Annotated in this window: 26 protein-coding genes, 1 tRNA gene and 2 riboswitches; of the genes, 14 read left to right on the forward strand and 13 right to left on the reverse strand. The window is 63.0% G+C overall.

The genetic code is table 11. The features are described from left to right. Positions 1 to 10: 10 nt before the first annotated feature. Together Q0949_RS00435 and Q0949_RS00440 are read left to right on the forward strand one after the other, a co-directional pair. A complete protein-coding gene (locus Q0949_RS00435) occupies positions 11 to 1,042 on the forward strand; it encodes an alcohol dehydrogenase catalytic domain-containing protein (RefSeq protein WP_299366972.1) in 1,032 nt (343 codons plus the stop codon). A 7-nt stretch (positions 1,043 to 1,049) separates the two neighbouring features. Then, positions 1,050 to 1,814: an SDR family oxidoreductase gene (locus tag Q0949_RS00440; protein ID WP_299369459.1), complete on the forward strand. Its 765-nt coding sequence runs from the start codon at positions 1,050 to 1,052 to the stop codon at positions 1,812 to 1,814. Positions 1,815 to 2,257: 443 nt separating this feature from the next. Here Q0949_RS00440 and Q0949_RS00445 read toward each other — a convergent pair. Continuing rightward, a tRNA-Lys gene (locus Q0949_RS00445) sits at positions 2,258 to 2,333 on the reverse strand. A 118-nt stretch (positions 2,334 to 2,451) separates the two neighbouring features. Between Q0949_RS00445 and dapF the strand changes: the two genes are divergently transcribed. Together dapF and mtaB are read left to right on the forward strand one after the other, a co-directional pair. After that, positions 2,452 to 3,270, forward strand: coding sequence for a diaminopimelate epimerase (dapF, locus tag Q0949_RS00450; RefSeq protein WP_299366975.1), 819 nt, complete (start codon positions 2,452 to 2,454; stop codon positions 3,268 to 3,270). Then, positions 3,267 to 4,514 (forward strand): tRNA (N(6)-L-threonylcarbamoyladenosine(37)-C(2))-methylthiotransferase MtaB, encoded by a 1,248-nt coding sequence (gene mtaB / locus Q0949_RS00455; protein WP_299366978.1) that lies wholly within the window; start codon positions 3,267 to 3,269, stop codon positions 4,512 to 4,514. Before dapF ends, mtaB begins: the two co-directional genes overlap by 4 nt. A gap of 120 nt (positions 4,515 to 4,634) precedes the next feature. Here mtaB and Q0949_RS00460 read toward each other — a convergent pair whose 3' ends face one another. The 5 genes from Q0949_RS00460 to Q0949_RS00480 form a co-directional block, all read right to left on the reverse strand. After that, on the reverse strand, positions 4,635 to 5,426 hold the full coding sequence (locus tag Q0949_RS00460) for a cytochrome c1 (protein WP_299366981.1): 792 nt from the start codon (positions 5,424 to 5,426) through the stop codon (positions 4,635 to 4,637). A gap of 13 nt (positions 5,427 to 5,439) precedes the next feature. After that, positions 5,440 to 6,783, reverse strand: coding sequence for a cytochrome b (petB, locus tag Q0949_RS00465; protein WP_299366984.1), 1,344 nt, complete (start codon positions 6,781 to 6,783; stop codon positions 5,440 to 5,442). 15 nt (positions 6,784 to 6,798) lie between these two features. Beyond that, on the reverse strand, positions 6,799 to 7,362 hold the full coding sequence (gene petA, locus Q0949_RS00470) for a ubiquinol-cytochrome c reductase iron-sulfur subunit (protein ID WP_299366987.1): 564 nt from the start codon (positions 7,360 to 7,362) through the stop codon (positions 6,799 to 6,801). 247 nt (positions 7,363 to 7,609) lie between these two features. Continuing rightward, complete coding sequence (locus Q0949_RS00475; protein ID WP_299366990.1) at positions 7,610 to 8,218, reverse strand: glutathione S-transferase; 609 nt, start codon at positions 8,216 to 8,218, stop codon at positions 7,610 to 7,612. Between the two features lie 32 nt (positions 8,219 to 8,250). After that, positions 8,251 to 8,865, reverse strand: coding sequence for an FMN-binding negative transcriptional regulator (locus Q0949_RS00480; protein ID WP_299366992.1), 615 nt, complete (start codon positions 8,863 to 8,865; stop codon positions 8,251 to 8,253). A gap of 62 nt (positions 8,866 to 8,927) precedes the next feature. Continuing rightward, a riboswitch (FMN riboswitch) is annotated at positions 8,928 to 9,098 on the forward strand. On the opposite strand from Q0949_RS00480, the gene Q0949_RS00485 reads away from it, so the two are divergent. Beyond that, positions 9,083 to 9,622: a 6,7-dimethyl-8-ribityllumazine synthase gene (locus Q0949_RS00485; protein ID WP_299366994.1), complete on the forward strand. Its 540-nt coding sequence runs from the start codon at positions 9,083 to 9,085 to the stop codon at positions 9,620 to 9,622. Its footprint overlaps the riboswitch before it by 16 nt. Here the strand turns inward: Q0949_RS00485 and Q0949_RS00490 are convergent. Genes Q0949_RS00490 through thiB form a run of 3 tightly spaced genes read right to left on the reverse strand, consistent with a single transcriptional unit; the run spans position 9,611 to position 12,790 of the window. Next, entirely contained in the window at positions 9,611 to 10,303 is a 693-nt protein-coding gene (locus Q0949_RS00490) for an ATP-binding cassette domain-containing protein (RefSeq protein ID WP_299366997.1), read from the reverse strand. The two genes, Q0949_RS00485 and Q0949_RS00490, sit on opposite strands and share 12 nt — an antisense overlap. Beyond that, positions 10,290 to 11,837, reverse strand: coding sequence for an ABC transporter permease subunit (locus Q0949_RS00495; protein WP_299367000.1), 1,548 nt, complete (start codon positions 11,835 to 11,837; stop codon positions 10,290 to 10,292). Before Q0949_RS00495 ends, Q0949_RS00490 begins: the two co-directional genes overlap by 14 nt. Continuing rightward, a complete protein-coding gene (gene thiB / locus Q0949_RS00500) occupies positions 11,813 to 12,790 on the reverse strand; it encodes a thiamine ABC transporter substrate binding subunit (RefSeq protein ID WP_299367003.1) in 978 nt (325 codons plus the stop codon). The genes Q0949_RS00495 and thiB overlap by 25 nt, the downstream gene beginning before the upstream one ends. Before the next feature lie 38 nt (positions 12,791 to 12,828). After that, positions 12,829 to 12,929, reverse strand: a riboswitch (TPP riboswitch). Positions 12,930 to 13,023: 94 nt separating this feature from the next. On the opposite strand from thiB, the gene aroC reads away from it, so the two are divergent. Then, a complete protein-coding gene (gene aroC, locus Q0949_RS00505; RefSeq protein ID WP_299367006.1) occupies positions 13,024 to 14,124 on the forward strand; it encodes a chorismate synthase in 1,101 nt (366 codons plus the stop codon). Here the strand turns inward: aroC and Q0949_RS00510 are convergent. Continuing rightward, positions 14,121 to 14,702 (reverse strand): TetR/AcrR family transcriptional regulator, encoded by a 582-nt coding sequence (locus Q0949_RS00510; RefSeq protein ID WP_299367009.1) that lies wholly within the window; start codon positions 14,700 to 14,702, stop codon positions 14,121 to 14,123. The genes aroC and Q0949_RS00510 overlap by 4 nt on opposite strands. A gap of 141 nt (positions 14,703 to 14,843) precedes the next feature. Between Q0949_RS00510 and Q0949_RS00515 the strand changes: the two genes are divergently transcribed. From Q0949_RS00515 to Q0949_RS00530, 4 genes are all read left to right on the forward strand, one after another. Further along, on the forward strand, positions 14,844 to 15,242 hold the full coding sequence (locus tag Q0949_RS00515) for a DM13 domain-containing protein (protein WP_299367012.1): 399 nt from the start codon (positions 14,844 to 14,846) through the stop codon (positions 15,240 to 15,242). 42 nt (positions 15,243 to 15,284) lie between these two features. Next, positions 15,285 to 16,226: a DMT family transporter gene (locus tag Q0949_RS00520; protein ID WP_299367015.1), complete on the forward strand. Its 942-nt coding sequence runs from the start codon at positions 15,285 to 15,287 to the stop codon at positions 16,224 to 16,226. 214 nt (positions 16,227 to 16,440) lie between these two features. Continuing rightward, complete coding sequence (locus tag Q0949_RS00525) at positions 16,441 to 16,572, forward strand: hypothetical protein (RefSeq protein WP_299367018.1); 132 nt, start codon at positions 16,441 to 16,443, stop codon at positions 16,570 to 16,572. A 100-nt stretch (positions 16,573 to 16,672) separates the two neighbouring features. Next, positions 16,673 to 17,362 (forward strand): hypothetical protein, encoded by a 690-nt coding sequence (locus tag Q0949_RS00530; RefSeq protein WP_299367021.1) that lies wholly within the window; start codon positions 16,673 to 16,675, stop codon positions 17,360 to 17,362. A 6-nt stretch (positions 17,363 to 17,368) separates the two neighbouring features. Here Q0949_RS00530 and Q0949_RS00535 read toward each other — a convergent pair whose 3' ends face one another. Together Q0949_RS00535 and Q0949_RS00540 are read right to left on the reverse strand one after the other, a co-directional pair. Continuing rightward, positions 17,369 to 17,710, reverse strand: coding sequence for a nuclear transport factor 2 family protein (locus Q0949_RS00535; RefSeq protein WP_299367024.1), 342 nt, complete (start codon positions 17,708 to 17,710; stop codon positions 17,369 to 17,371). A gap of 3 nt (positions 17,711 to 17,713) precedes the next feature. Further along, the gene (locus tag Q0949_RS00540) at positions 17,714 to 18,580 is read right to left on the reverse strand and encodes a branched-chain amino acid aminotransferase (protein WP_299367027.1); all 867 of its coding nucleotides are present in this window, start codon (positions 18,578 to 18,580) and stop codon (positions 17,714 to 17,716) included. Between the two features lie 151 nt (positions 18,581 to 18,731). Here Q0949_RS00540 and Q0949_RS00545 point away from each other — a divergent pair, with 151 nt between their 5' ends. Beyond that, the gene (locus tag Q0949_RS00545; RefSeq protein WP_299367030.1) at positions 18,732 to 19,244 is read left to right on the forward strand and encodes a MarR family transcriptional regulator; all 513 of its coding nucleotides are present in this window, start codon (positions 18,732 to 18,734) and stop codon (positions 19,242 to 19,244) included. Then, on the forward strand, positions 19,241 to 19,942 hold the full coding sequence (locus tag Q0949_RS00550) for a response regulator (protein ID WP_299367033.1): 702 nt from the start codon (positions 19,241 to 19,243) through the stop codon (positions 19,940 to 19,942). The genes Q0949_RS00545 and Q0949_RS00550 overlap by 4 nt, the downstream gene beginning before the upstream one ends. Before the next feature lie 21 nt (positions 19,943 to 19,963). Here Q0949_RS00550 and Q0949_RS00555 read toward each other — a convergent pair whose 3' ends face one another. Continuing rightward, positions 19,964 to 20,278 carry a hypothetical protein gene (locus Q0949_RS00555; RefSeq protein WP_299367036.1) on the reverse strand — a complete coding sequence of 105 codons (315 nt, stop codon included), beginning with the start codon at positions 20,276 to 20,278 and terminating at the stop codon, positions 19,964 to 19,966. Between the two features lie 93 nt (positions 20,279 to 20,371). On the opposite strand from Q0949_RS00555, the gene Q0949_RS00560 reads away from it, so the two are divergent. Next, positions 20,372 to 21,310 (forward strand): histone deacetylase family protein, encoded by a 939-nt coding sequence (locus Q0949_RS00560; protein WP_299367039.1) that lies wholly within the window; start codon positions 20,372 to 20,374, stop codon positions 21,308 to 21,310. Next, positions 21,307 to 21,549, forward strand: coding sequence for an exodeoxyribonuclease VII small subunit (locus tag Q0949_RS00565; RefSeq protein WP_299367041.1), 243 nt, complete (start codon positions 21,307 to 21,309; stop codon positions 21,547 to 21,549). Before Q0949_RS00560 ends, Q0949_RS00565 begins: the two co-directional genes overlap by 4 nt. The last annotated feature ends 2 nt before the right edge of the window (positions 21,550 to 21,551 follow it).

The following is a 21,551-nucleotide window of genomic DNA, read 5'->3' on the forward strand; positions in this document are numbered from 1 at the left end:
AGGAAACACCATGACCACAGCCGCCGCCGTTTATCGCGGAGACAAGCAATTCTCTATCGAACAAGTCGATGTTCCCGCGCCCGGCCCGGGTCAGGTTCAGATCGATGTGGCCTATTGTGGCATCTGCGGGACGGATCTGCACATCTACCTTGGGCACATGGACGCGCGCGTCGGATTCGAACGCACCATCGGGCACGAGATGTCAGGCGTCATTTCGGCGGTGGGTGCCGGTGTCGACGGTCTCGCGCCCGGTCAACACATTGTCGTGCGGCCCCTCGATCATTGTGGCGATTGCCCGGCCTGCAACGCAGGGCACGAACACATCTGCCACTCGCTCAAATTCATCGGCATCGACACCGACGGCGCCTTTCAGCAGAAATGGAATGTTCCGGCCCATACCATTCACGTGCTGCCGGATGATCTGGACCTCAGCCACGCCGCCCTGATCGAGCCGCTGGCCGTCGCCGTGCACGATGTCGACCGCGGCAACGTCCAGCCCGGAGAAGACGTGCTGGTCATTGGCGGTGGCCCGATCGGGATGCTGGTGGCGATGGCCGCGCGCGAGGCCGGGGCAAATGTCACCGTGTCCGAAATCAACGAGAACCGGTTGGCTTTTGCGCAAAAGGTAGGCTTTGCGACGATGAACCCCAAGGACACGGATGTGGCCAAGGCGATCCACGAGGACACCGGTGGCAAGGGTGCGGATGTCGTGTTCGAAGTGTCCGGCTCGCAACCTGGTGTCGACCTGATGACCGCGGCTGCCGCCACACGCGGGCGGATCGTGATGGTCGCCATCCATGCAACCAAACCGCAGATCGACATGTTCCAGTTCTTCTGGCGCGAACTGGAACTCATTGGCGCACGGGTGTACCGGCCCGAAGACTACGACAAGGCGATGGCGTTGCTTGCCAAGGGTGTCGTCGATTGCGACGCTTTCATCACCGATATTCAGGGGCTTTCCGACATCGAGGCAGCCTTCAAATCACTGACCGAAAATCCCAATGCGATGAAGTCGATGATCCGCATTTCACAGGAGGCGTGACATGGGCCTGATGAGCAAATTCGACCTTTCCGGCAAGACGGCCCTGGTCACCGGCGCCAAGCGCGGTATCGGGTTCGGCATGGCCGAGGCGCTTGCAGAAGCCGGCGCCGACATCATCGGCGTCAGCGCCTCACTGGACCCGAACGGGTCCGAGATCGGCGACGCCGTTACGGCCATGGGGCGGAAATTCAGCGGTTACGCCTGCGACTTCTCAGACCGCGCGGCGGTCAAGGCGTTCACGGCACAGGTGTCCGCCGACCACCCCCAGATCGACATACTGGTAAACAACGCCGGAACGATCCTGCGCGAACCGGCGGCCACGCATCCGGACGAGATGTGGGACAAGGTGATCGAGGTCAACCTCAACGCCCAGTTCATCCTGACCCGCGACATCGGGGCCCGTATGGTCGAACGTGGCGCGGGCAAAATCATCTTCACGGCCTCGCTCCTGACCTTTCAGGGGGGTATCACGGTGCCCGGCTACGCAGCCTCCAAGGGCGGCATCGGCCAGCTGACGCAAGCCTTTGCGAATGAATGGGCATCGAAAGGTGTGAACGTCAACGCCATCGCACCGGGCTATATCGATACCGACAACACCGAAGCGTTGCGCAACGATCCCGAGCGGTCTCAATCGATCCTCAGCCGCATTCCCGCCGGTCGTTGGGGCTCCCCGGATGACTTCAAGGGGCCCGTCGTCTTCCTGGCCTCGGATGCTGCGGCCTACATGTATGGACATGTCATGCTGGTGGATGGGGGCTGGATGGGACGATAGGGTCAGACCCCTTGTGACACGACAGAAGGCGGACATGCCGTTTTCAGCGCTGGGTGCTGAACGGGATCACCCTGCGCGCCCCCGCGGAAGTCATGGCAATGCCTCGACTGTCGGCTCTCGGCCGACGGTACGAATTTACGCAAACCTTGGCCGTTTGCATGTGCAACGTGTGATTGACCGGGCACCTGTTCGACAAGCTTGCGACAGGCCCGCAATCTGATCACTGCGTGGTGCGACGACTTTGACCATCACCGCCCGGACACAACCCTGGCTGTGCAAACGCCAGCAGAACATGCGGCCCGGTCATGGAACGATCAAATCTGACGGGGGCCAGCCCGAATTGAAGGGCCCGATAAGGCACAGCTCACGCAGGATATGGTCACTGGGAGTTTGCCATCCCCAGCCGCCTACGGCGCGAATGACAGATTATTCTCTGGATTCAGTGGTGAGCCGTGCAGGGTTCGAACCTGCGACCCACTGATTAAAAGTCAGTTGCTCTACCAACTGAGCTAACGGCCCACTAGGCGGCCTATCTAGAAAGGGTCGGGGGCAGGGTCAAGCCGATTCTATGATGTTTTCCTGCGACATACTGGATTCCCCAAAATCGCGGGGTTATATGCGCCTGATGGTGGATATCATGACCTCAGACTTGCCCTTCATGAAAATGCACGGGGCTGGCAACGACTTTGTCGTGATCGATGGACGTACGTCCCCGGTCACGCTGTCCGAACCGCTTGTACGTGCGCTGGCCGACCGGCATCGCGGGGTGGGGTTTGACCAGCTTGCGCTGATCACGGATGGCGCCGATCTGACCATCACCTTCTATAACGCCGACGGCTCGCAATCGGCGGCCTGCGGTAACGCCACGCGGTGCATCGCGGCCCGTGAACTGGCCGCGCGCGACACCGACACGCTGCGTATTGAAATCACCGGGCGCGGCACGCTTGATGCAGTACGCACCGCGGATGGCACGACAGCTGTCAATATGGGCCACCCGCAGACTGACTGGCAGGACATCCCGCTGGCCCGCGATGTCGATACCCTGTCCCTGCCCATTGATGGCGCGCCCGTCGCCACGGGCATGGGCAACCCGCATTGCACGTTCTTCGTGACCGATGTGGCCGCCGTTGATCTGGCAACAGCGGGGGCCGCCATCGAGCACCACCCGCTCTACCCCGAACGGACCAATGTCCAGTTCGCCCAGATCCTCGGCCCCGACCATATCCGCATGCGCGTCTGGGAGCGTGGCACGGGCATCACTCTGGCCTCCGGCTCTTCCTCCTGCGCCACGGCCGTCGCCGCCGCGAGACGGGGCCTCACCGGGCGTCAGGTCCGCATCGACCTCGATGGCGGCACCCTGCACATCGACTGGCGCGACGATGGCGTCTGGATGTCCGGCCCCACGGCCCACGTCTTTGACGGCACCCTCACATCCGCCTTCCTGAACAGCCTATGACCGCGCCCGTCTTCTCCAATCACGGCTGCCGCCTCAATGCCTACGAGACAAAGGCGATGGAAGAGCTGGCCCAGCAGTCCGGCGTGCAGAACGCCGTTGTTGTGAACACCTGCGCCGTCACCGCCGAGGCGGTGCGCAAGGCGCGCCAGGACATTCGCAAACTGCGCCGCACCCACCCGGACGCCAAGCTGATCGTCACAGGCTGCGCGGCCCAGACCGAACCGGACACCTTCGCCGCCATGGACGAGGTCGACGCGGTGATCGGCAACACCGAAAAGATGCAGGCCAGCACCTGGGCCGGCCTCGCCGGTGACTTCGGCACCGAACCGGTGCAGGTCGATGACATCATGTCGGTCACGGAAACGGCCGGACACCTGATCGACGGCTTCGGCACGCGCAGCCGCGCCTATGTTCAGGTCCAGAACGGCTGTGACCACCGCTGCACCTTTTGCATCATTCCCTATGGCCGCGGCAATTCCCGGTCCGTCCCCGCAGGCGTGGTGGTGGACCAGATCAAGCGCCTCGTGGATCGCGGTTTCAACGAAGTCGTGTTGACGGGTGTGGACCTCACCTCTTGGGGCGCCGACCTGCCATCCGCTCCGCGTCTGGGCGATCTGGTCATGCGCATCCTCAAACTTGTGCCGGACCTGCCGCGCCTCAGGATCAGTTCCATCGACTCGATCGAAGTCGACGACGCCCTCATGCAGGCGATTGCAACAGAACCCCGGCTGATGCCCCACCTGCACCTGTCGCTGCAACACGGCGATGACCTGATCCTCAAACGGATGAAGCGTCGTCACCTGCGTGATGACGCCATCCGCTTCGCCCAGGAGGCGCGCGCCCTGCGGCCCGACATGACCTTCGGCGCGGACATAATCGCGGGCTTCCCCACCGAAACCGAAGCCATGTTCGACAACGCGCTTCGGCTGGTAGAGGACTGCGACCTCACATGGCTGCACGTGTTCCCTTACTCGCCGCGCCCCGGTACGCCCGCCGCCCGCATGCCGCAGGTCGACGGCAAGGCGATCAAGGACCGCGCCGCACGCCTGCGCGCCAAGGGTGCGGCGCAAGTCGCGCGCCACCTCTCCGACCAGATCGGCAAGACGCACAGCATCCTGATGGAAAGCCCGACCATGGGCCGCACGGAACAATTCACCGAGGTGACGTTCCAAACCCCGCAGGCCGAAGGCACGCTCGTCTCCGCCCGTATCCTGGGACAGGACGGCAACCATTTGGTCGCCTGACCCCTTCCTTTCGCCCAAAATACCTCGGGGGAGTCGCGGCACGCGACGGGGGCAGCGCCCCCTGAAACGAAAAAGCCCCACCAGAAGGCGGGGCTTTTCAAAATCTGTGTCAGCAGACGCTTACTTCTTCTTGTAGCGCGCCTTGACCGGGGCCCAGAGCCGCTTGTTCGTCAGGTACAGCAGAACCGACAGGATCGTCAGGAACACAACGCCGACGAAACCGGCCTGCTTGCGTGCCATCAGCTTGGGCTCGGCTGTCCACATCAGGAACGCGGACACATCTTCGGACAGATGATGCAGGTCATTGGCGTGACCGTCTGCAAATTCCACGTCCTCGCCATACAGCGGGGGCGCCATGGAAATCCAGCCACCGGGGAAGATGGTGTTCTCATAAAGAACCGAACCGGCCTCTTCCTTTTCCTCGCCCGTATACCCTTGCAGCAGTGCCGCAATGTATTCCGGACCACCCATGCCCTTGAGCAACTGGTTGATGCCCAGACCATAGGGTCCGTGGAACCCGGCGCGGGCCTTGGCCATCATGGTCAGGTCCGGCGCGTTTTCCAGGTTGCTGCCGGGGAAATGGTCATTCTCCGTCGCGGGGCGGAAGTCGTCCAGTTCCGGGTCGAAGACCTCGTAGAACTCCGCATAGGCGCGCACCTGGTCCTCGGGCAGCGCGGGGCCGCCTTCGTCACCAAGGGTGCGGATCGGAACATATTGCAGGCCATGGCAGGCTGCGCAGATCTCGGTGTAGATCTGCAAACCGCGCTGCAGCTGGTTCTGGTCATAGGATCCGAACGGACCGTCAAAGGAAAAGTCGATATTTTCCACTTTGCCACCCGGCGCACCGGCCGCGAAGGCTCCGGTGGTCAGCATCACTGCCGCCACCGCACTTGCTGCAAGTTTCTTGAACATCTGCAGTCTCTCCTTATTCCGCAGGCTGTGACGCTGGCGTCACGCCGGCATCACCGCCACTTACATGCGCGGCAAAGTCTTCTTCGATGGTCGCAGGTTGCGCATCCGGTTTCTCGATCACGCCCATGAGCGGCAGGATCACGAGGAAGTAGGCGAACCAGTATGTCGACGCGATCAGCGACAGCGACGCATAGGGTTCCTCCGCAGGCATCGCGCCCAGCCACATCAAGGCAAAGAAGTCGATGACCAGAAGCCAGAACCACCATTTCAGCATCGGACGATAACGGGCCGAGCGGACCGACGAGGTGTCGAGCCACGGCGCCAGCGCCATCACGGCAATCGCGCCGAACATCGCAACCACACCAAAGAACTTGGCGTCGATGATGCCGCCGGTCAGCGTCTCAGCGATGATCACAACCCAGACGTCCGCAGTAAAGGCACGCAGGATCGCGTAGAACGGCAAGAAGTACCATTCCGGCACGATATGCGCAGGCGTCGCCAGCGGGTTCGCCTCGATATAGTTATCGGGGTGGCCCAGATAGTTCGGCATAAAGCCCACGATGGCAAAGAACACCACCAGGATCACGGCCAGCGCGAACAGGTCCTTGATCACGAAATAGGGCCAGAAGGGCAGGGTGTCTTTCTCGGCCTCTTCCTTGCTGCCACGGCGCACTTCGACACCTGTGGGGTTGTTGTTGCCCGTGGTGTGGAAGGCCCAGATATGCACGATCACGAGACCGGCAATCACGAAGGGCAACAGGTAGTGCAGGCTGAAGAAACGGTTCAGCGTGGCATTGTCCACGGCAGGCCCGCCCAGCAGCCATGTCTGAAGCGCCTCACCCACGAAGGGGATCGCGCCAAAGAGGCCGGTGATCACGGTCGCACCCCAGAAGGACATCTGACCCCAAGGCAGAACGTAGCCCATGAACGCCGTGCCCATCATCAACAGATAGATCAGCATCCCGATGATCCACGTGATCTCGCGCGGGGCCTTGTAGGACCCGTAGTAGAGACCGCGGAAGATGTGGGCGTAAACCGCAACAAAGAACAGCGAGGCGCCGTTCATGTGCAGGTAGCGCAGCATGTGGCCACCGTTGACGTTGCGCATGATGTGCTCGACCGAGGCAAAGGCATAGTCGACATGCGGCGTATAGTGCATGACCAGCACGATGCCGGTGATGATTTGCAGTGCCAGACAAAAGGTCAGCACGATGCCCCAGATCCACATCCAGTTCAGGTTCTTGGGCGTGGGGATCATCAGCGTGTCATAGAGCAAGCCGACAATCGGCAACCGCTTGGCAAGGCCCTTTTCCCAGGCCGCCTTCGGTTCGTAATGGTCGTGAGGAATTCCACCCATGGTTCGTTCTCTCCCTTAACCGAGTTTGATCGTGGTCTCGTCCACGAATTCTGCAACAGGCACCGGCAGGTTGGTCGGTGCAGGCCCGCGGCGGATACGGCCAGCGGTGTCATAGTGCGAACCGTGGCAGGGGCAGAACCAGCCGCCAAAATCACCGGCATCGCCCAGAGGCACACAGCCGAGGTGCGTACACACACCCATCATGACCAGCCACTCGCCCGCTTCGTCCAGCGTGCGGTTCTCGTCCGACGCGTCCGCGCCGTTGGGGGCATTCGCATTCTCGGCGCCCTGGTCAGGCAGGTCCGAAAGTTCGACGTCGCGTGCGGCCTGAATTTCTTCTTCCGTGCGGCGGCGAATAAAGACCGGCTTGCCCAGCCACTTCACCGTCAGTTGCGATCCCGGCTCGAGCGAGCTGACATCGACACGGATAGAGGACAGGGCCAAGACATCAGCCGACGGGTTCATCTGATTGACCAGCGGCCAGATTGCGGCACCTGCGGTCACCGCACCTGCGCCAGCGGTGGCGTAGTACAGAAAATCGCGCCGGTTGCCTTCGTGTTCTTCTTCTGCGTGGGACACGGGGGGCTTCTCCAGTTTCCAAGCGACCCGGAAGGGGCCAATACCGTAACCGGCCGCACGGAATGCGGCCTGTTCATCGGGCTATCTAGCGGGGTGATGCCCCCACGTCCAGCACGCAAAGTGGTGCACGTGGTCGCAGGGGGCTTGTTTAACCTCTTGATATGACTCCGCTCCGAGCCCCGGCAGCCTGCGCGGGGTCGCACATTCCATGTCGGCAGAGGTACTGCGTACTGATTCCGTCTTGGGATCAGGCCGCGGGGGCAGTGGCCTGCATCGACGGTCGCGCCGCAAATGCGTCGTACCACGCCGCCAGCGCCGCGCGGCCATTGCGCCATCCCCGCGCATCGTGGCGCAGATCAAGATAGCCCAACGCGCAGGCGACCGAGATATGTCCCATGCCCACGGGCCCGTTCAGGTTGCCCATCCAGCGTGCATTCAGCACGTCCAGAGCCCGCTCGACCTTGCCCCACTGCGCCTCGATCCACTCGGGCGATTGTTGGGCCTCCGGGCGCAGGCGGACCTCATAGGCCATTGATACCGCGCAATCCATGATGCCGTCGCCCGTCGCCTCAAGGGTCAGCATGTCCCAGCGTCCGCTGCCCGCCGGATACATCCCGCCGTCCCACAGATCGTCCAGATAGGCGGTGATGACCCGGCTGTCATACAAGGTGATGCCGTCCTCACGCTGCAACGCGGGCAGTTTGCCCAGCGGGTTAGCGGCCTTCAGGCCCGCATCCGACGCAAAGGCCGTGGTGGTGATCGTGTTCAACGCAACGTCGTCGGCCTTGCCCAATTCGTGCAACAGCACAACGACCTTGCGCACAAACGGAGAGGCGGGGGAATGAAACAGCTTCATGGCGGGCACGTCCTTTGATGGTTTCGCGCAGACTAGGCCCCGCGCATCAGCGCGGCAAGCAGGCGCGTTTCCATACCCATGCCGTAAGCGTCCACGTAATCCGCCGCACGCAGGCGTACGTCGTCGGGCTTGTTCTGGTTCAGCTTCCAGGTGCCGTCCACCGCCTCGATGCGCATCCGGCAAGGCACGATCTGGCGCATCATCTTTTCCAGCACCTCGGGCGTCATCTTGTCGGTCTTCCACGGCGGCTTGGGCAGCAGTTGATCCTCGAAATGCGCCGACTGCCGGTCCAGCATCTCGCGCATCTGTGCGTGCGGCAGCATTTCCAGCGTGCCGGTGATGTGGACGGCGATATAATTCCACGTAGGCACCTGATCGGTGACCTCGTACCAATCGGGCGAGATATACCCGTCCGGCCCACTCACCGCGATTTTCGCCTGCAAAGGCGCCTTCAGCGCTCGCGCAATCGGGTTCGACCGCACCAGGTGCAGGTCCAGCTGCGTACCGTCCGCGTCAACCAGGAACGGCACATGCGCCATCAGCGGCCCATCCGCGCCATTGACGGCCAGCATGCCAAAGGCCCGCTCGCGGGCGAACTCAAGATTGCGCTGCGCGGTCTCGGTGTGAAAGACGGGATTGGGATGCATGGGTGCGGCCTTGTGAAACGTCACGTCCGTCTTGCCTTGGTCCCGCCACCTTGGCAAGCTGGTGGTGTTCTCAGGGCGGGGCGAAATTCCCCACCGGTGGTATGTAGGACCTGTCACAGGGTGCCTGCGAGCCCACGAGCGCGACGCGCCCCGCCGCAAACGGGGCATGTTGGTCAGCAGATCAGGTGCGACGCCTGAGCCGACGGTCACAGTCCGGATGAAAGAGAACGCACAGGCACGGTCGCGCCCCATCGGGGTGCCGCCTGTCCGTGCGCAATCGCCTTGGGTGACGTGTCTGAACCAAAGGAGATATGCCATGACACACACCCGCTTTGCTTTTGTTCAAGCCCGCTGGCACGCTGAAATTGTCGACCGTGCCTATCAAGGGTTTACCGAGCTGATCCTGCCCGCGCAGGTCGACCGGTTTGACGTCCCCGGCGCGTTCGAGATGCCGCTGATGGCGCAGACGCTGGCCGAACAGGGCGGCTATGACGCGGTGATCTGTGCCGCGCTGGTCGTGGACGGCGGGATCTACCGCCATGACTTCGTGGCCGCCGCCGTGGTCGACGGGTTGATGCAGGTGGGCCTCAAGACCGGGGTGCCCGTCCTGTCCGTCTCGCTCACGCCGCACCAGTTTCAGGACACCGCCCATCACCGCGCGATCTATGGCGATCATTTCGTGATCAAGGGGCGCGAGGCCGCACAGGCCGCTCTGGGCATTCTTGAGACAAGGCGCTCCTTGCGCTCAGCGGCCTAGATAGGCCCGCAGCGCCTCGGGCGGGTTGGCCATGATCTCGGCCACCGGCCGGGGCGCATCCACCCGCCCCTGATCCACGAACAGAACCTGATCCGCCGCGCGTTCCGCGTCTTCGGGCGCGTGGGTGATCATCAGAACCGTCGCACCCATATCGCGCGCAACCGTGCTGGTCAGGTCCAGCATCTCGGCCCGCAAGGCAGGGCCCAGGGCGGCAAAGGGTTCGTCGAGCAACAGCAAGGGCCGGTCCTGCAACAGGATCCGGGCCAGCGCCGCGCGGCTTTGCTGTCCGCCCGAAATATCGCCGGGCCGCCGGTCTGCGTATCCGCCCAGTCCAACCTGCTTCAACGCGTCGCGCGCCCGCTCCCGTTCCTGCGCCCGCAGCCGCAGCGTCGGCCGAAGGCCCAGCCCGACATTCTGTTCCAGCGTCAGGTGGGGAAAGAGGTTGCCGTCCTGAAACAGCATCGCAATCCCGCGCTGATCGGGGGCTGCATCCGTCACATCCCGCCCGGCGACACGCACACGGCCCGTGGCGGGCACATAGCCCCCAATCGCGCCCAGCAGGGTCGATTTCCCGGCACCAGATGGCCCGATCACGGCAACCCGCGCGCCTTGCGCCACGCTGAACTGCGCGGTCATGGCAAAATCGCCCTGCCGCACCGTCAGGTCTTCAACGTCCAGCATGTCGCCGCCCCCACGCATCGCATATCCAAAACAGCCCAAAGGCCAGCACCAACAGCAACAGCGCCGCGCCCGCTGCGGCGTCGGTGCGGTAGCTGCCCATCAGGCGGTACATCTGCAAGGGCAGTGTCGCCGTTTCCGCATCGGCAAACAGCGTCAGCACCCCAAGATCCCCCACCGACAGCGCCGCCGCCAGCCCGGCGGCAAACCCCAATTGCGGCCGGATGCGCGGCAACAGCACGATGCGCCACAGCGCCCAGCCGTGCAGCCCAAGGCCCAGACCCAGCCGCCCGTGATCGGCCAGCACCTGCTGGATCGCCGGGCGCAGGATCCGCACGGCAAAGGGCAGGGCCATCATCGCATTGACCAGTGCCGTCACAGGCAACGCAAAATCCACCGGTGCCGCAAAGGGATAGATCAGGATGAACCACCCAGTCCCGATCATCAGCGGCGATGCAGCGAGGCCCAGCAGCGTCATCGCCTCCGCCCCGCGCCAGGTGCTTTGTGCAACCCATGCGGCCACGGGCAGGGCCAGCGCCACCAATAGCCCCGTGCTCAGCACCGCCACCCACAGCGATGTCCACGCCGCGTGCCATACCACGCCCGGCATCTGCCCCAATCCGATCAGGCCGGACCCGGCCACCGCCGCCAGCGGCATGATCAGGAACAGGGCGGCGAGCGTGATCCAACCTGTGTCCAAACCGCGCGCCAGCACACCGCCTGCATCCCAGCGTTGCACCGGGCGGTCGCGCCCGACACTGGCCAGCACCGGCGGCAGTATCCACACGGCAAGCAACGCGGCACCACCGGCCACGGCCAGCTGCACAAGGCTCAGCACCGCCGCCCGGCCAAGGTCGAAATCAAATCGAAACGCCTGATAGATGGCCAGCTCGATCGTCGTGGCCCGCGGCCCCCCACCCAGTGTGAGCGCCACGGCGAAACTCGTCAGGCAGATCACGAACACCAGCGCAAAGGCCCCCGGCACCACCCGGCACAGCAACGGCCATTCCAGCGTTCGGAACACGGTCTGCGGCGGCAGGCCCAGCTGCGCGGTCAGGCGGAACTGCTCTGCCGGGATGGTCTGCCACCCTTGCAGGATCAATCGCGTCGCCAACGGCATGTTGAAAAAGACATGTGCCAGAACCACGCCGGTCAGCCCGTAGATCGACAAAGGCGGCAGGCCCAGCAGCCCCAGCCCCTGACTGGCCCACCCCGCCCGGCCAAACACGGCCAACAGGCCGAGCACGGCCACAATCACCGGCAAGATGAACGGCGCGCCCAGCAGGGTCACAAGCGCCCCGCGCCCGACGAACCTGCGACGGGCCAGCGCGCGGGCCACCGGAATGGCCAGACCGACGCTGAAAAGAGCGGACAGGGTGGCCTGCCACAGCGTGAACCGCAGCACCGACCAGTCCGCCGCGCCAAAGGTGACGGGCCAGTCGGCCCGCACCGCTACGGCCCCCAGCGCGGCGAGGATCAGCCCAAAGACCGCCCCCGCCGCGACCGGACCGCTTATTGCGCCAGCGCGTCGCGCCATTCCGCAAGGGCCCCGTCACGGGCCGCCGCCGCGTCTTCGGGCGACAGGAGCAGAGATTTTTCCGGGGTGATCAACGTCTCGAACCCGTCGGGCAGGCCGCCCGCAGGCGTCACCGCCGGGTACATCCAGTTGGTCGTCGGAATGATCGACTGGAACGCATCCGACACCATGAAGGACAGGAACTGGTCGGCCAGCGCGGGCTGATCGGCATTGGCCAGCTTGCCGGCCACCTCGACCTGCATGTAATGACCCTCGTCAAAGGCGGCGGCGGCCTTGGACGCGTCCTCTTCGGCGATCAGGTGATAGGCGGGCGACGTGGTATAGGACAGCACCATGTCCGCTTCCCCCTCGAGGAACAGACCATAGCTTTCCGACCAGCCCTTGGTCACGGTCAGGACGTTGTCGCTCAGGTCCGACCACACCGATGCGGCGTCATCGCCATAGGCGGCCTTGACCCACATCAAAAGGCCCAGACCGGGCGTAGAGGAGCGCGGATCCTGAATGGCGATCTTCAGATCGCTTGCGGCCAGATCCTTGAAGTTCGTTGGCGCGTCCATGTCCGCATTGTGCACGAAGGCAAAGTACCCCCAGTCATAGGGCGCAAACGTGTCGTCGGTCCATGCCACGGGCAGGGTGTAATCCGCCGTCACGCTGTGCGGCGCAAAAAGGCCAGTGTCCTTGGCCGCGGCGATCAGGTTGGTGTCGAGGCCCAGCACCACATCCGCCTCGGACCGCGCGCCCTCCAGCTTGATCCGCGCCAAAAGCGCCGCACCGTCGCCCGCGCCGATCAGTTGCAGATCACAGCCACAGGTTTCCTCGAACGCGGCCTCGACCGCCGGGCCGGGGCCCCAATCGCTGACAAAACTGTCATAGGTGTACACTTTGAGAACGGGCGTTTCCGCCCAAGCCGCAGTCGCACAGAGCGCCGCAGCAGTCGTCATCAGATACTTCATCGCATCCTCCATCAAGAGAGGCGGCGGGATAAGGGTATTGGGATGATCCAAACCTTCCCTCCGCCGGTGTTAACCGGTTCAGGTTCTACGGGTTCGCATCATTGCATCTCAGCCTGTCAGGGCACCCCGAGGTGCGGCAATAGCTAGGCGGGCCGCACCCCAAGGGCAAGCACAAATCGCCTTGAGCCGAAAACGCCGCACGGCTAGACGGGTGCGGCAAGCAGGAGCCGCACATGTCGATCAACAGTTTTGGCCATCTTTTCCGCGTCACCACTTGGGGCGAAAGCCACGGGCCCGCCCTGGGCGCGACGGTCGACGGCTGCCCCCCCGGCGTCGCGATTGACGAAGCCATGATCCAGCAGTGGCTCGACAAGCGCAAACCGGGCCAGAACAAGTACACCACCCAGCGGCGCGAAGCGGACGAGGTGCGGATCCTCTCCGGCGTGTTCGAAGGGGTGACAACCGGCACGCCCGTTCAGTTGATGATCGAAAACACCGATCAGCGGTCCAAGGATTACGGCGACATCGCCGAGAAATTCCGCCCCGGCCACGCCGACATCACCTATTGGCAGAAATACGGCATTCGCGATTATCGCGGCGGCGGGCGGTCTTCGGCCCGCGAAACGGCGGCCCGCGTGGCGGCGGGTGGTCTGGCCCGCGCGGCACTGGCCAAGCTGGCTCCGGGGGTCGAGATCAAGGGCTACATGACCCGCATGGGCACGCACGAGATTGACCGTGACCAATTCGACTGGGACCAGATCGACCAGAACCCGTTCTGGGTGCCCGATGCCAACGCCGCCACCACATGGGCGGATTACCTCGACCGGCTGCGCAAATCCGGCAGCAGCGTCGGCGCGGTGATCGAAGTCGTCGCGCGCGGCGTGCCTGCGGGCCTCGGCGCGCCGGTCTATGGCAAGCTCGACACCGATCTGGCGGCGGGCATGATGTCCATCAACGCCGTCAAGGGCGTCGAGATCGGCGAAGGCATGTCTGCGGCCATGCTCACGGGCGAGCTGAACGCGGACGAGATCAGCATGGGACCGGATGGCCCCGAATATTCCTCGAACCACGCGGGCGGCATCCTTGGCGGTATCTCCACCGGGCAGGACATCGTCGTGCGGTTCGCGGTCAAACCGACCTCGAGCATTCTGCAAACCCGAAAGACGATCACCAAATCCGGCGCGGCCGCGGAAATCATCACCAAGGGGCGGCACGATCCTTGCGTCGGCATCCGCGCGGTGCCGGTGGGCGAGGCGATGATGGCCTGCGTGATCCTCGACCATCTGCTGCTGGATCGTGGGCAAACGGGCGGCGTGCGCGGCCCGATCGGCTAGGCCAGCATCACACCTACGGACCGCACCGCATTGCGCAATGTCTCCGTGTCGATCCGGGCCCGCGCCATGGTGCGCAGGCCCATATATTGCGCGACCAGCATGTCGGCCAAGGCCCGGCGCGCGCTGGGTTTCAGATCCGCGTGCTTTGGGGACGCCTGCAACGCCACATCAATGCCGTCACGCATCGCACCAAGGCCCCGCGATACCGCTTCGGCGATCTCGTCGTCATAGGTGCTGGGCCCCGCCGCGGCGGTACACAAGAGGCACCCGCGCTGATCGCCTTCGGTCACCGCGCGGTAAGAATTCGTGAACATCGCCATGATCCGCTCGGCCCCGTTGGGAATGCCCGGATCGGTCAACAGGTCAACACCCGCGCGCACAGCCTTGCCTTCGTAGTGATCCAGCACCTTGAGAAACAGCGTCTTCTTGTCGGTGAATGCCTTGTACAGGCTGCCACGCGTCAACCCCATCCCCTCCAGCAGGTCAGGCAGCGACGCGCCCTCATAGCCATGGGTCCAAAAGACCTGCATCGCCTTTTCCACTGCTTCGTCCGTGTCGAATGTTCTGGGCCGTGCCATGTCGCTGCTCCTTTGGTGTCCCTTACATAATCATAGGGAACCAAATAGTCCAGAACTCACGAATCTGTGTATTGTACCAATGAGTTCCCCAAGTTATCTATCGATTATTCGGAACCAATCGGTACACAAAGGACTGCCCAAATGCTCAAGACCCTCAAATCCCTCGCCGCCATTGCCCTCGCCGCGCTTGTCGCCATTGCACCCCTGCCTGCTGCCGCAGCCGATCCCGTTGCCTCCGGCACATTCACCGGCGCATCCGACCACATCACCACCGGTGGTGTCGAGATCATCAAGAACGACGACGGCAGCCACACCATCGTCCTCGCCGCAGATTTCAGCCTCGACGGCGCGCCCGACCCGCGCGTCGGTCTGGGCAAGAACGGTTTCTATGACGGCAACACCGACGCAGGCGTTCTCGGCAACCTGACCGGCGCGCAATCCTTTGTCGTGCCCGCGGGCGTCGATGTGTCTGCCTTCAACGAAGTCTACATCTGGTGCGAAAAGTTCAGTGTCCCGCTCGGGGTCGCAAAACTGAACTGACCGCTTGCCAAACCACTCACGAAGCGACAAGGCTCGGGGGACATGAAAGCGCCCTCGACCCAAAACAGACCCGGCACCGCCATCAGCCTCAAGCTGTTGGCGGTGTTTTTGTTCATGGTGATGGCCGCGATGATCAAGGCCGCCACACAGAACGTGCCCGCCGGTCAGGCGGTGTTCTTCCGGTCGTTCTTTGCCATGCCGATCATCCTCGCCTGGATCTGGCAGCGGGGCGAAATGCGCGAGGCCCTCGTGCCGGTGAACCTGACGGGCCACATCTGGCGCGGGCTGTTCGGAACGTCGGCCATGGCGCTCACCTTTGGCGGGCTGGCCCTGCTGCCACTGCCCGAGGTGACGGCCATCGGCTACGCCACGCCGATCTTCACCGTGATCCTCGCGGCCCTCATGCTGGGCGAACGCGTGCGCATCTTTCGTATCACCGCCGTTGGCCTTGGCCTTGTCGGGGTGATGATCGTCCTCTGGCCGCGCCTCTCCATCGGTACGGATGCCCTCAGCACGGCCGCAGGGCTCGGTGCGGTCATGGTGCTGGGCGCGTCGCTCTTGCGCGCAGTGGTCCAGATCCACATCCGCACACTGGTCAAGACCGAACACACCGCCGCCATCGTCTTCTATTTCTCGCTGACCGCGACCGTCCTCAGCCTGATCAGCATCCCCTTTGGCTGGGTCGTGCCCTCCACTTTGGATGCGGGCCTGCTGATCGGTGCCGGGTTGGTGGGCGGTGTGGCGCAGATCCTCGTCACGGCCAGCTACCGCTTTGGCGCGGCTTCCATGCTGGCCCCGTTCGACTACGCTTCGCTGATCTTTGCCGCGCTGATCGGCTACGTGATCTTTGCCGAACTGCCCACGACACCCACAGTGATCGGCGCGTCACTGGTGGTGCTGGGCGGCGTCCTCATCATCTGGCGCGAACGCCAGCTGGGCGGTGGCCGCAACCGCGCGCGGGCCGTGACCGATCCCAAGGGCTAAAACTGCGAAATTAAATTTTCTAGTTGTCAGCACTATATTTTGGTGCGTTCTTTTTTCGTTCTCACCGATTGTGGGCAAATCTATTTCGTTAAAGGAAAATGTTAAGGCTTGTCAATGGCCTGAATGAAAATTTTGTTGTCGTTTGCGGTAACATGTGTAAATCTTCTTTTCAATATGATGTAGCTGCCCACTATATTGATCGGGGGATCAACCAATGAAGGAAGAATGCCCAGTCTGCCGCCTGCGCCGTGAGCAAAGAGAAAACAATGTGATGCTGCTGACCGCCCTTGCGGCAGTCGCCACGACAATTGGCGTCGTGGTCGCTTTGATCAACCAGCTAAGTTGAGGTCCAAATGACACCCTCAATCAACAACGCACCCCAGCACGCTGAGGCAAAAGCGACGCGGTTCATTGATATCGTCGCCGCCTATGGCAAAGATCGAAAGATGACACAGCGCTCTATCGCGGTTGAGTTGGGGTGCAGTCCATCAACGCTGTCCTTGGTGGGCAGCGGCGCGCGCAAATTGTCTGACGCGATGGCGACAAAGCTGTCTTTGTTGTTCGGCGGGAGCCCCGACAACTGGAAGGATATTCATCGTCAGACGCAATCCGGCAGCAAGCACCCCGTTGCCTATTTTCGCGCGATCCTGAATGAATACTCAACGCTCGAGGACCTGCCCGGCGCGCGGGTCAGACGGTTGCGCCGCGAGCATATCCTTGAGTTCATGCAGGCCAGCCCAAATAGCGGGCTCCAACGCGAAACGCTGTCAATAGACGGCTTTGCCGAAGAACGCCTGAGGGTGACCAGCTATGACACAGCATTCGGGTCTTTTTTCAGTGAGGACACGGGAAAGGACGAAGAGATCAACGGAACGTTCGTCATCCCGGCAGGTCGGAGCATTTTGATGACGACTAAAGAGGCCGTAACCATGCCAATGTGGATGGAAGCCGATGTGCACCCCGCAACGAGCCTTGCGCGAAAGCACTTGATCGTGTCCGGAGGCCCGATCATTGACCCCGGATTTGACGATTTCTTGGTGGCGTCTGTCTTCAACCCAACGCGGGATCCGATCGAGGTTAACTCGAATGATACGTTCCTGACCTTGCGGTTTTGGCTGCACGAGCTGGATCGCTAACAGCAATCAGGGCTTGTGACAGGCGGACGCCTCGATCACCAGACCGTCCGGGCCAAAGCGCAAGGTCTCAGCCGCCAGCACATCGCGCTGGTTGCGATAGGTGATCACCAGCATCCCATGCCCATGCAACACGTCCACCACGACAAAGGACAGATCCGGCTGCCCCTCCAGCGCGCGTGCCCAATAGGTGCGCAGCGCCGCCTTGCCGCGCAGCTCTCCTGTCCCCACAAGCCGCATCGCCTTGTGCGAACGGAACACGATGTCTTCGCTGTAATGTGCCAGAATGCGGTCAAGGTCATGGGAGTTCCAGCCGGCCTCCCACGCCTCTGCAAAGGCCTCGAAATCCAAGGCTTATTCCCGGACGAGCTTTTCGTACCCTTCGGCGATGTCCCGCGCGATGGCCCCGACCTCAAAGTTGAAGTCGGCGATCTGCCCTACCGGCGTCACCTCGGCGGCGGTGCCGGTCAGCCAGCACTGCTCGAACCCTTCGAGTTCCTCGGGCATAATCACCCGCTCGTGCACCTTGATCTGGCGATCTTCGAGCATGCCGATGACCGTCTGGCGCGTCAGACCGTTCAGGAACACATCGGCCTTGGGCGTGTGCACCTCACCATCCTTGACGAAAAAGATGTTGGCACCGGTGCATTCGGCCACGTATCCACGGTAATCCATGAACAGCGCGTCCGAACAGCCCTTGGCCTCGGCGGCATGCTTTGATGTGGTGCAGATCATGTAAAGACCAGCGGCCTTGGCGTGCACCGGGATCGTCTCGGGGCTGGGGCGCTTCCATTTGGCGATGTCGATCTTGGCGCCCTTGAACTTGGCGTCGCCGTAATAGCTGCCCCATTCCCACGCCGCGATGGCCAGATGGACGGGGTTGCGCGCGGATGCGACACCCATGTCCTCGCCCGCACCGCGCCATGCCACCGCCCGCACATACGCATCCGTCAGGCCATTGGCGGTCAGCACCTGCTGCTTGGCCGCCTCGATCTCGTCCACCGTATAGGGGATCTGGAAATCCAGCTCTCCCGCGGAAAAGTGCAGCCGTTCCGAATGCTTTCGGCTCAGGAAAATCTTCCCGTTATAGGCCCGCTCGCCCTCGAACACCGACGACGCATAGTGCATGGCATGGCTCAGGACGTGGACATTGGCACTGCGCCAGTCGACCATCTGGCCGTCCATCCAGATTTTCCCATCACGATCATCATAGCCAGCCATGGCGTCCTCCATTTTGCATTTGTTGCGCTGATAAGTCCGAAACGGTCATAAAGTTGCGCAAAACCTGCGATTCGATATCGCTTCGCTCTTGGAATGTCAACAAGGCTGACATAAACTGACGGCAAAACACGACACAAAGGACAGGGACAGCATGGCCGACGGACGCCCGAGTGCCGCGATCAGCGGGGAAAACCTGCTGTTCTTGACGGACGAACAATTGCGGCAGGGGATCGAGGCGATGTTCTTTGCCTATCGCGGCTTTACCGCCGATCCCGATCGCATCCTGTCGGATCTGGCCTATGGGCGAGCGCATCACCGCGCGATCCACTTTATCAACCGGGCGCCGGGCACAACCGTGAATAACCTGCTCAACATCCTCGGCGTGACCAAACAATCGCTCAACCGCGTGCTGCGTACCCTGATCGCCGACGGTCTGGTGCAAAGCCGGGTGGGACAGTCTGACAAGCGCGAACGCCACTTGTTCCTGACCGACGAGGGCCGCGCGCTCGAAGGGCGGCTGTCGGATGCCCAACGGGCCCGTATGCGCACCGCCTTCCGCGACGCAGGTCCCGAGGCTGTGGCAGGGTTCCGCACGGTGCTCGAGGCGATGATGGACACAGAGATGCGCCGCACCTACACAAGACTGAAGGAAAGCGGGGCGTGATGGACTTTGATGCACACCTTTTGATTGTCGACGATGACGAGCGGATCCGCACGTTGTTGCAGAAGTTCCTGATGCGGAACGGGTTTCTGGTGACGGCGGCGCGTGATGCCGAACATGCCCGGCGCATCCTCGCGGGGCTCGATTTCGACATGATCGTGCTGGACGTGATGATGCCGGGCGAGGACGGGCTGAGCCTGTGCCGGTCCTTGCGCGAAACCCATGCGACGCCGATCTTGCTGCTGACGGCCAAGGGCGAGACCGACAACCGGATCGAGGGGCTGGAGGCCGGGGCCGACGATTATCTGGCCAAGCCGTTCGAGCCCAAGGAACTGCTGCTGAGGATCAACGCGATCCTGCGCCGCGTGCCCGATGTGGCACCGGAGGAGGCGACGCCGAAAATCCTGACCCTCGGGCCGATCCGCTACGATATGGAACGCGGCGAGATGTGGCAGGGGGCCGATCTGGTCCGGCTGACGGCCACGGAAATGCAGCTGATGAAGATTTTCTCGGCCCAGCCCGGCGAGGCGGTCAGTCGCGCGCAGCTGGTCGAGGATCTGGGCCGCGACCGCGGTCAGGCCCAGGAACGCGCGGTAGACGTGCAGATCACCCGGCTGCGGCGCAAGATCGAGAGCGACCCGAAACAACCGCGCTATCTGCAAACCGTGCGCGGTGCAGGGTACATGCTGGCGCCGGATTGACCCGGTGACGGCGTGGGATAGTCACTGACGGTCCATTGGGACGCACGGCTGCAAAGCGCCAAGCAGTGGTGTTGAGGCCGCGTCTTCAAAGGACACGACGATACCGTCTTCATCCTGCGAGGAACCACAGGTCGCAAAAGCGGTGCCGGCGAGCGCGCAGCAATGCGTTACCACGCTTTCCTGAAAGACGACGCTGGAACTGGTTGATACCGTGCGCAGCAATGCGCGGTTGGTGGTGGGGTTTTCGGCATGATCGGGGGCCGACATCCGGCCAGCCGCAAACGCCGCGATGGCAACGAAAGCAACACCGATCCAAATCAGCATTTGCCGCGACATGATCGCGCTCCTTTTCCCGTATGTTCAGACCCGGGACTTTGATCAAAACAATCGGCGCTGGCAACCGGGCAGCCCACTGCTATTGTCCAAACCATGAAAACAGCGCTCCTCACCCACGCCGACGGCCTCTTGCACGTCACCCCCGCAGGCATGCCCGAGCAGGTGGCGCGGTTGGACTATATCCAGAGCGCGCTGGCGGATCTGGATCTGGTGCGGGTCGATCCTCCACTGGCAACAGACGCGCAGATCGCGTTGTGTCATCCGCAGGACTATATCGACCGGGTCCGCGCGCAGATGCCAGCGGACGGCTTTGCCGGGCTGGACCGGGAGACGGATGCGGAGACGTTCCTGTCGCCCACCTCTCAGAACGCGATCTGGCGCGCGGCAGGGGGGGCTGTGCGCGCCGTGGACATGGTGCTGGACGGGGAGGTGACGAACGCCTTTGTCGCGATGCGCCCGCCGGGGCATCATGCGGAGCAGTCCCTGCCCATGGGGTTCTGCATCTTTGGCAATGTGGCGATTGCGGCCAAGCACGCGTTGGAGGTGCGGGGGCTGGCCCGTGTGGCGGTTGTCGATTTCGACGTGCATCACGGCAACGGCACGCAGGCGCTCTTGCAGGACGATCCGCGCGCGCTTGTTGTGACCAGCCAGCAGATGCCGCTGTGGCCGGGTACGGGGGCGGCGTCCGATCGCGGCCCGCATGGCACGGTGTTGAACGTCCCGCTGGCACCGGGCACGGACGGTGCTCATGCGATTGCGGAATACACCCGCGTCGTGATGCCTGCGCTGATCAAACACCAGCCCGAGCTGATCCTGATTTCTGCCGGGTTCGATGCCCATCAGGATGACCCGCTGGCCCAGTTGAACTGGACAGTGGACACCTATGCGCGCCTCACGGACATGTTGGCGGAAACTGCACGAGACCTGTGCAAGGGCCGGGTGGTGTCGGTGCTGGAAGGCGGCTATGATCTGGATGCGCTGGCGGCCTGCGCCCGCGCCCATGTACAATCGCTGATGAAGGCCCCGACATGACTGACCGCCCCGTAGACGAGATGAGCTTCGAAGAAGCGATGGCCGAGCTGGAACAGGTTCTGGGCCAGTTGGAGCGTGGCGATGTGGCGCTGGATGCATCGATCACGCTCTATGAGCGGGGGGCCGCGCTCAAGGCGCGCTGCGAGGCCAAGCTGAAGGAAGCTGAAGAGAAGGTGGCCGCGATCACGCTGGATGCGGATGGCAATCCCACCGGGTTGAAAGCCGCGGGCGATCTCTGAGC

The organism is uncultured Tateyamaria sp. (assembly GCF_947487805.1).
In the GTDB taxonomy this organism is placed as follows: Bacteria; Pseudomonadota; Alphaproteobacteria; order Rhodobacterales; family Rhodobacteraceae; genus Tateyamaria.

Bases quoted from the DNA above. Each gene is read 5' to 3' on its own strand.
- Q0949_RS00560 (WP_299367039.1), top strand. From the start codon at position 20,372: ATGAAAACAGCGCTCCTCACCCACGCCGACGGCCTCTTGCACGTCACC.
- Q0949_RS00530 (WP_299367021.1), top strand. From the start codon at position 16,673: ATGACACAGCGCTCTATCGCGGTTGAGTTGGGGTGCAGTCCATCAACG.
- thiB (WP_299367003.1), bottom strand. From the start codon at position 12,790: ATGAAGTATCTGATGACGACTGCTGCGGCGCTCTGTGCGACTGCGGCT.
- Q0949_RS00490 (WP_299366997.1), bottom strand. From the start codon at position 10,303: ATGCTGGACGTTGAAGACCTGACGGTGCGGCAGGGCGATTTTGCCATG.
- Q0949_RS00540 (WP_299367027.1), bottom strand. From the start codon at position 18,580: ATGGCTGGCTATGATGATCGTGATGGGAAAATCTGGATGGACGGCCAG.
- Q0949_RS00475 (WP_299366990.1), bottom strand. From the start codon at position 8,218: ATGAAGCTGTTTCATTCCCCCGCCTCTCCGTTTGTGCGCAAGGTCGTT.
- petB (WP_299366984.1), bottom strand. From the start codon at position 6,783: ATGGGTGGAATTCCTCACGACCATTACGAACCGAAGGCGGCCTGGGAA.
- Q0949_RS00525 (WP_299367018.1), top strand. From the start codon at position 16,441: ATGAAGGAAGAATGCCCAGTCTGCCGCCTGCGCCGTGAGCAAAGAGAA.
- Q0949_RS00460 (WP_299366981.1), bottom strand. From the start codon at position 5,426: ATGTTCAAGAAACTTGCAGCAAGTGCGGTGGCGGCAGTGATGCTGACC.
- Q0949_RS00480 (WP_299366992.1), bottom strand. From the start codon at position 8,865: ATGCATCCCAATCCCGTCTTTCACACCGAGACCGCGCAGCGCAATCTT.
- Q0949_RS00520 (WP_299367015.1), top strand. From the start codon at position 15,285: ATGAAAGCGCCCTCGACCCAAAACAGACCCGGCACCGCCATCAGCCTC.
- Q0949_RS00510 (WP_299367009.1), bottom strand. From the start codon at position 14,702: ATGGCACGGCCCAGAACATTCGACACGGACGAAGCAGTGGAAAAGGCG.
- aroC (WP_299367006.1), top strand. From the start codon at position 13,024: ATGTCGATCAACAGTTTTGGCCATCTTTTCCGCGTCACCACTTGGGGC.
- mtaB (WP_299366978.1), top strand. From the start codon at position 3,267: ATGACCGCGCCCGTCTTCTCCAATCACGGCTGCCGCCTCAATGCCTAC.
- Q0949_RS00565 (WP_299367041.1), top strand. From the start codon at position 21,307: ATGACTGACCGCCCCGTAGACGAGATGAGCTTCGAAGAAGCGATGGCC.
- Q0949_RS00495 (WP_299367000.1), bottom strand. From the start codon at position 11,837: ATGGCGCGACGCGCTGGCGCAATAAGCGGTCCGGTCGCGGCGGGGGCG.
- Q0949_RS00545 (WP_299367030.1), top strand. From the start codon at position 18,732: ATGGCCGACGGACGCCCGAGTGCCGCGATCAGCGGGGAAAACCTGCTG.
- Q0949_RS00435 (WP_299366972.1), top strand. From the start codon at position 11: ATGACCACAGCCGCCGCCGTTTATCGCGGAGACAAGCAATTCTCTATC.
- Q0949_RS00515 (WP_299367012.1), top strand. From the start codon at position 14,844: ATGCTCAAGACCCTCAAATCCCTCGCCGCCATTGCCCTCGCCGCGCTT.
- Q0949_RS00485 (WP_299366994.1), top strand. From the start codon at position 9,083: ATGAAAGAGAACGCACAGGCACGGTCGCGCCCCATCGGGGTGCCGCCT.
- dapF (WP_299366975.1), top strand. From the start codon at position 2,452: ATGACCTCAGACTTGCCCTTCATGAAAATGCACGGGGCTGGCAACGAC.
- Q0949_RS00555 (WP_299367036.1), bottom strand. From the start codon at position 20,278: ATGTCGCGGCAAATGCTGATTTGGATCGGTGTTGCTTTCGTTGCCATC.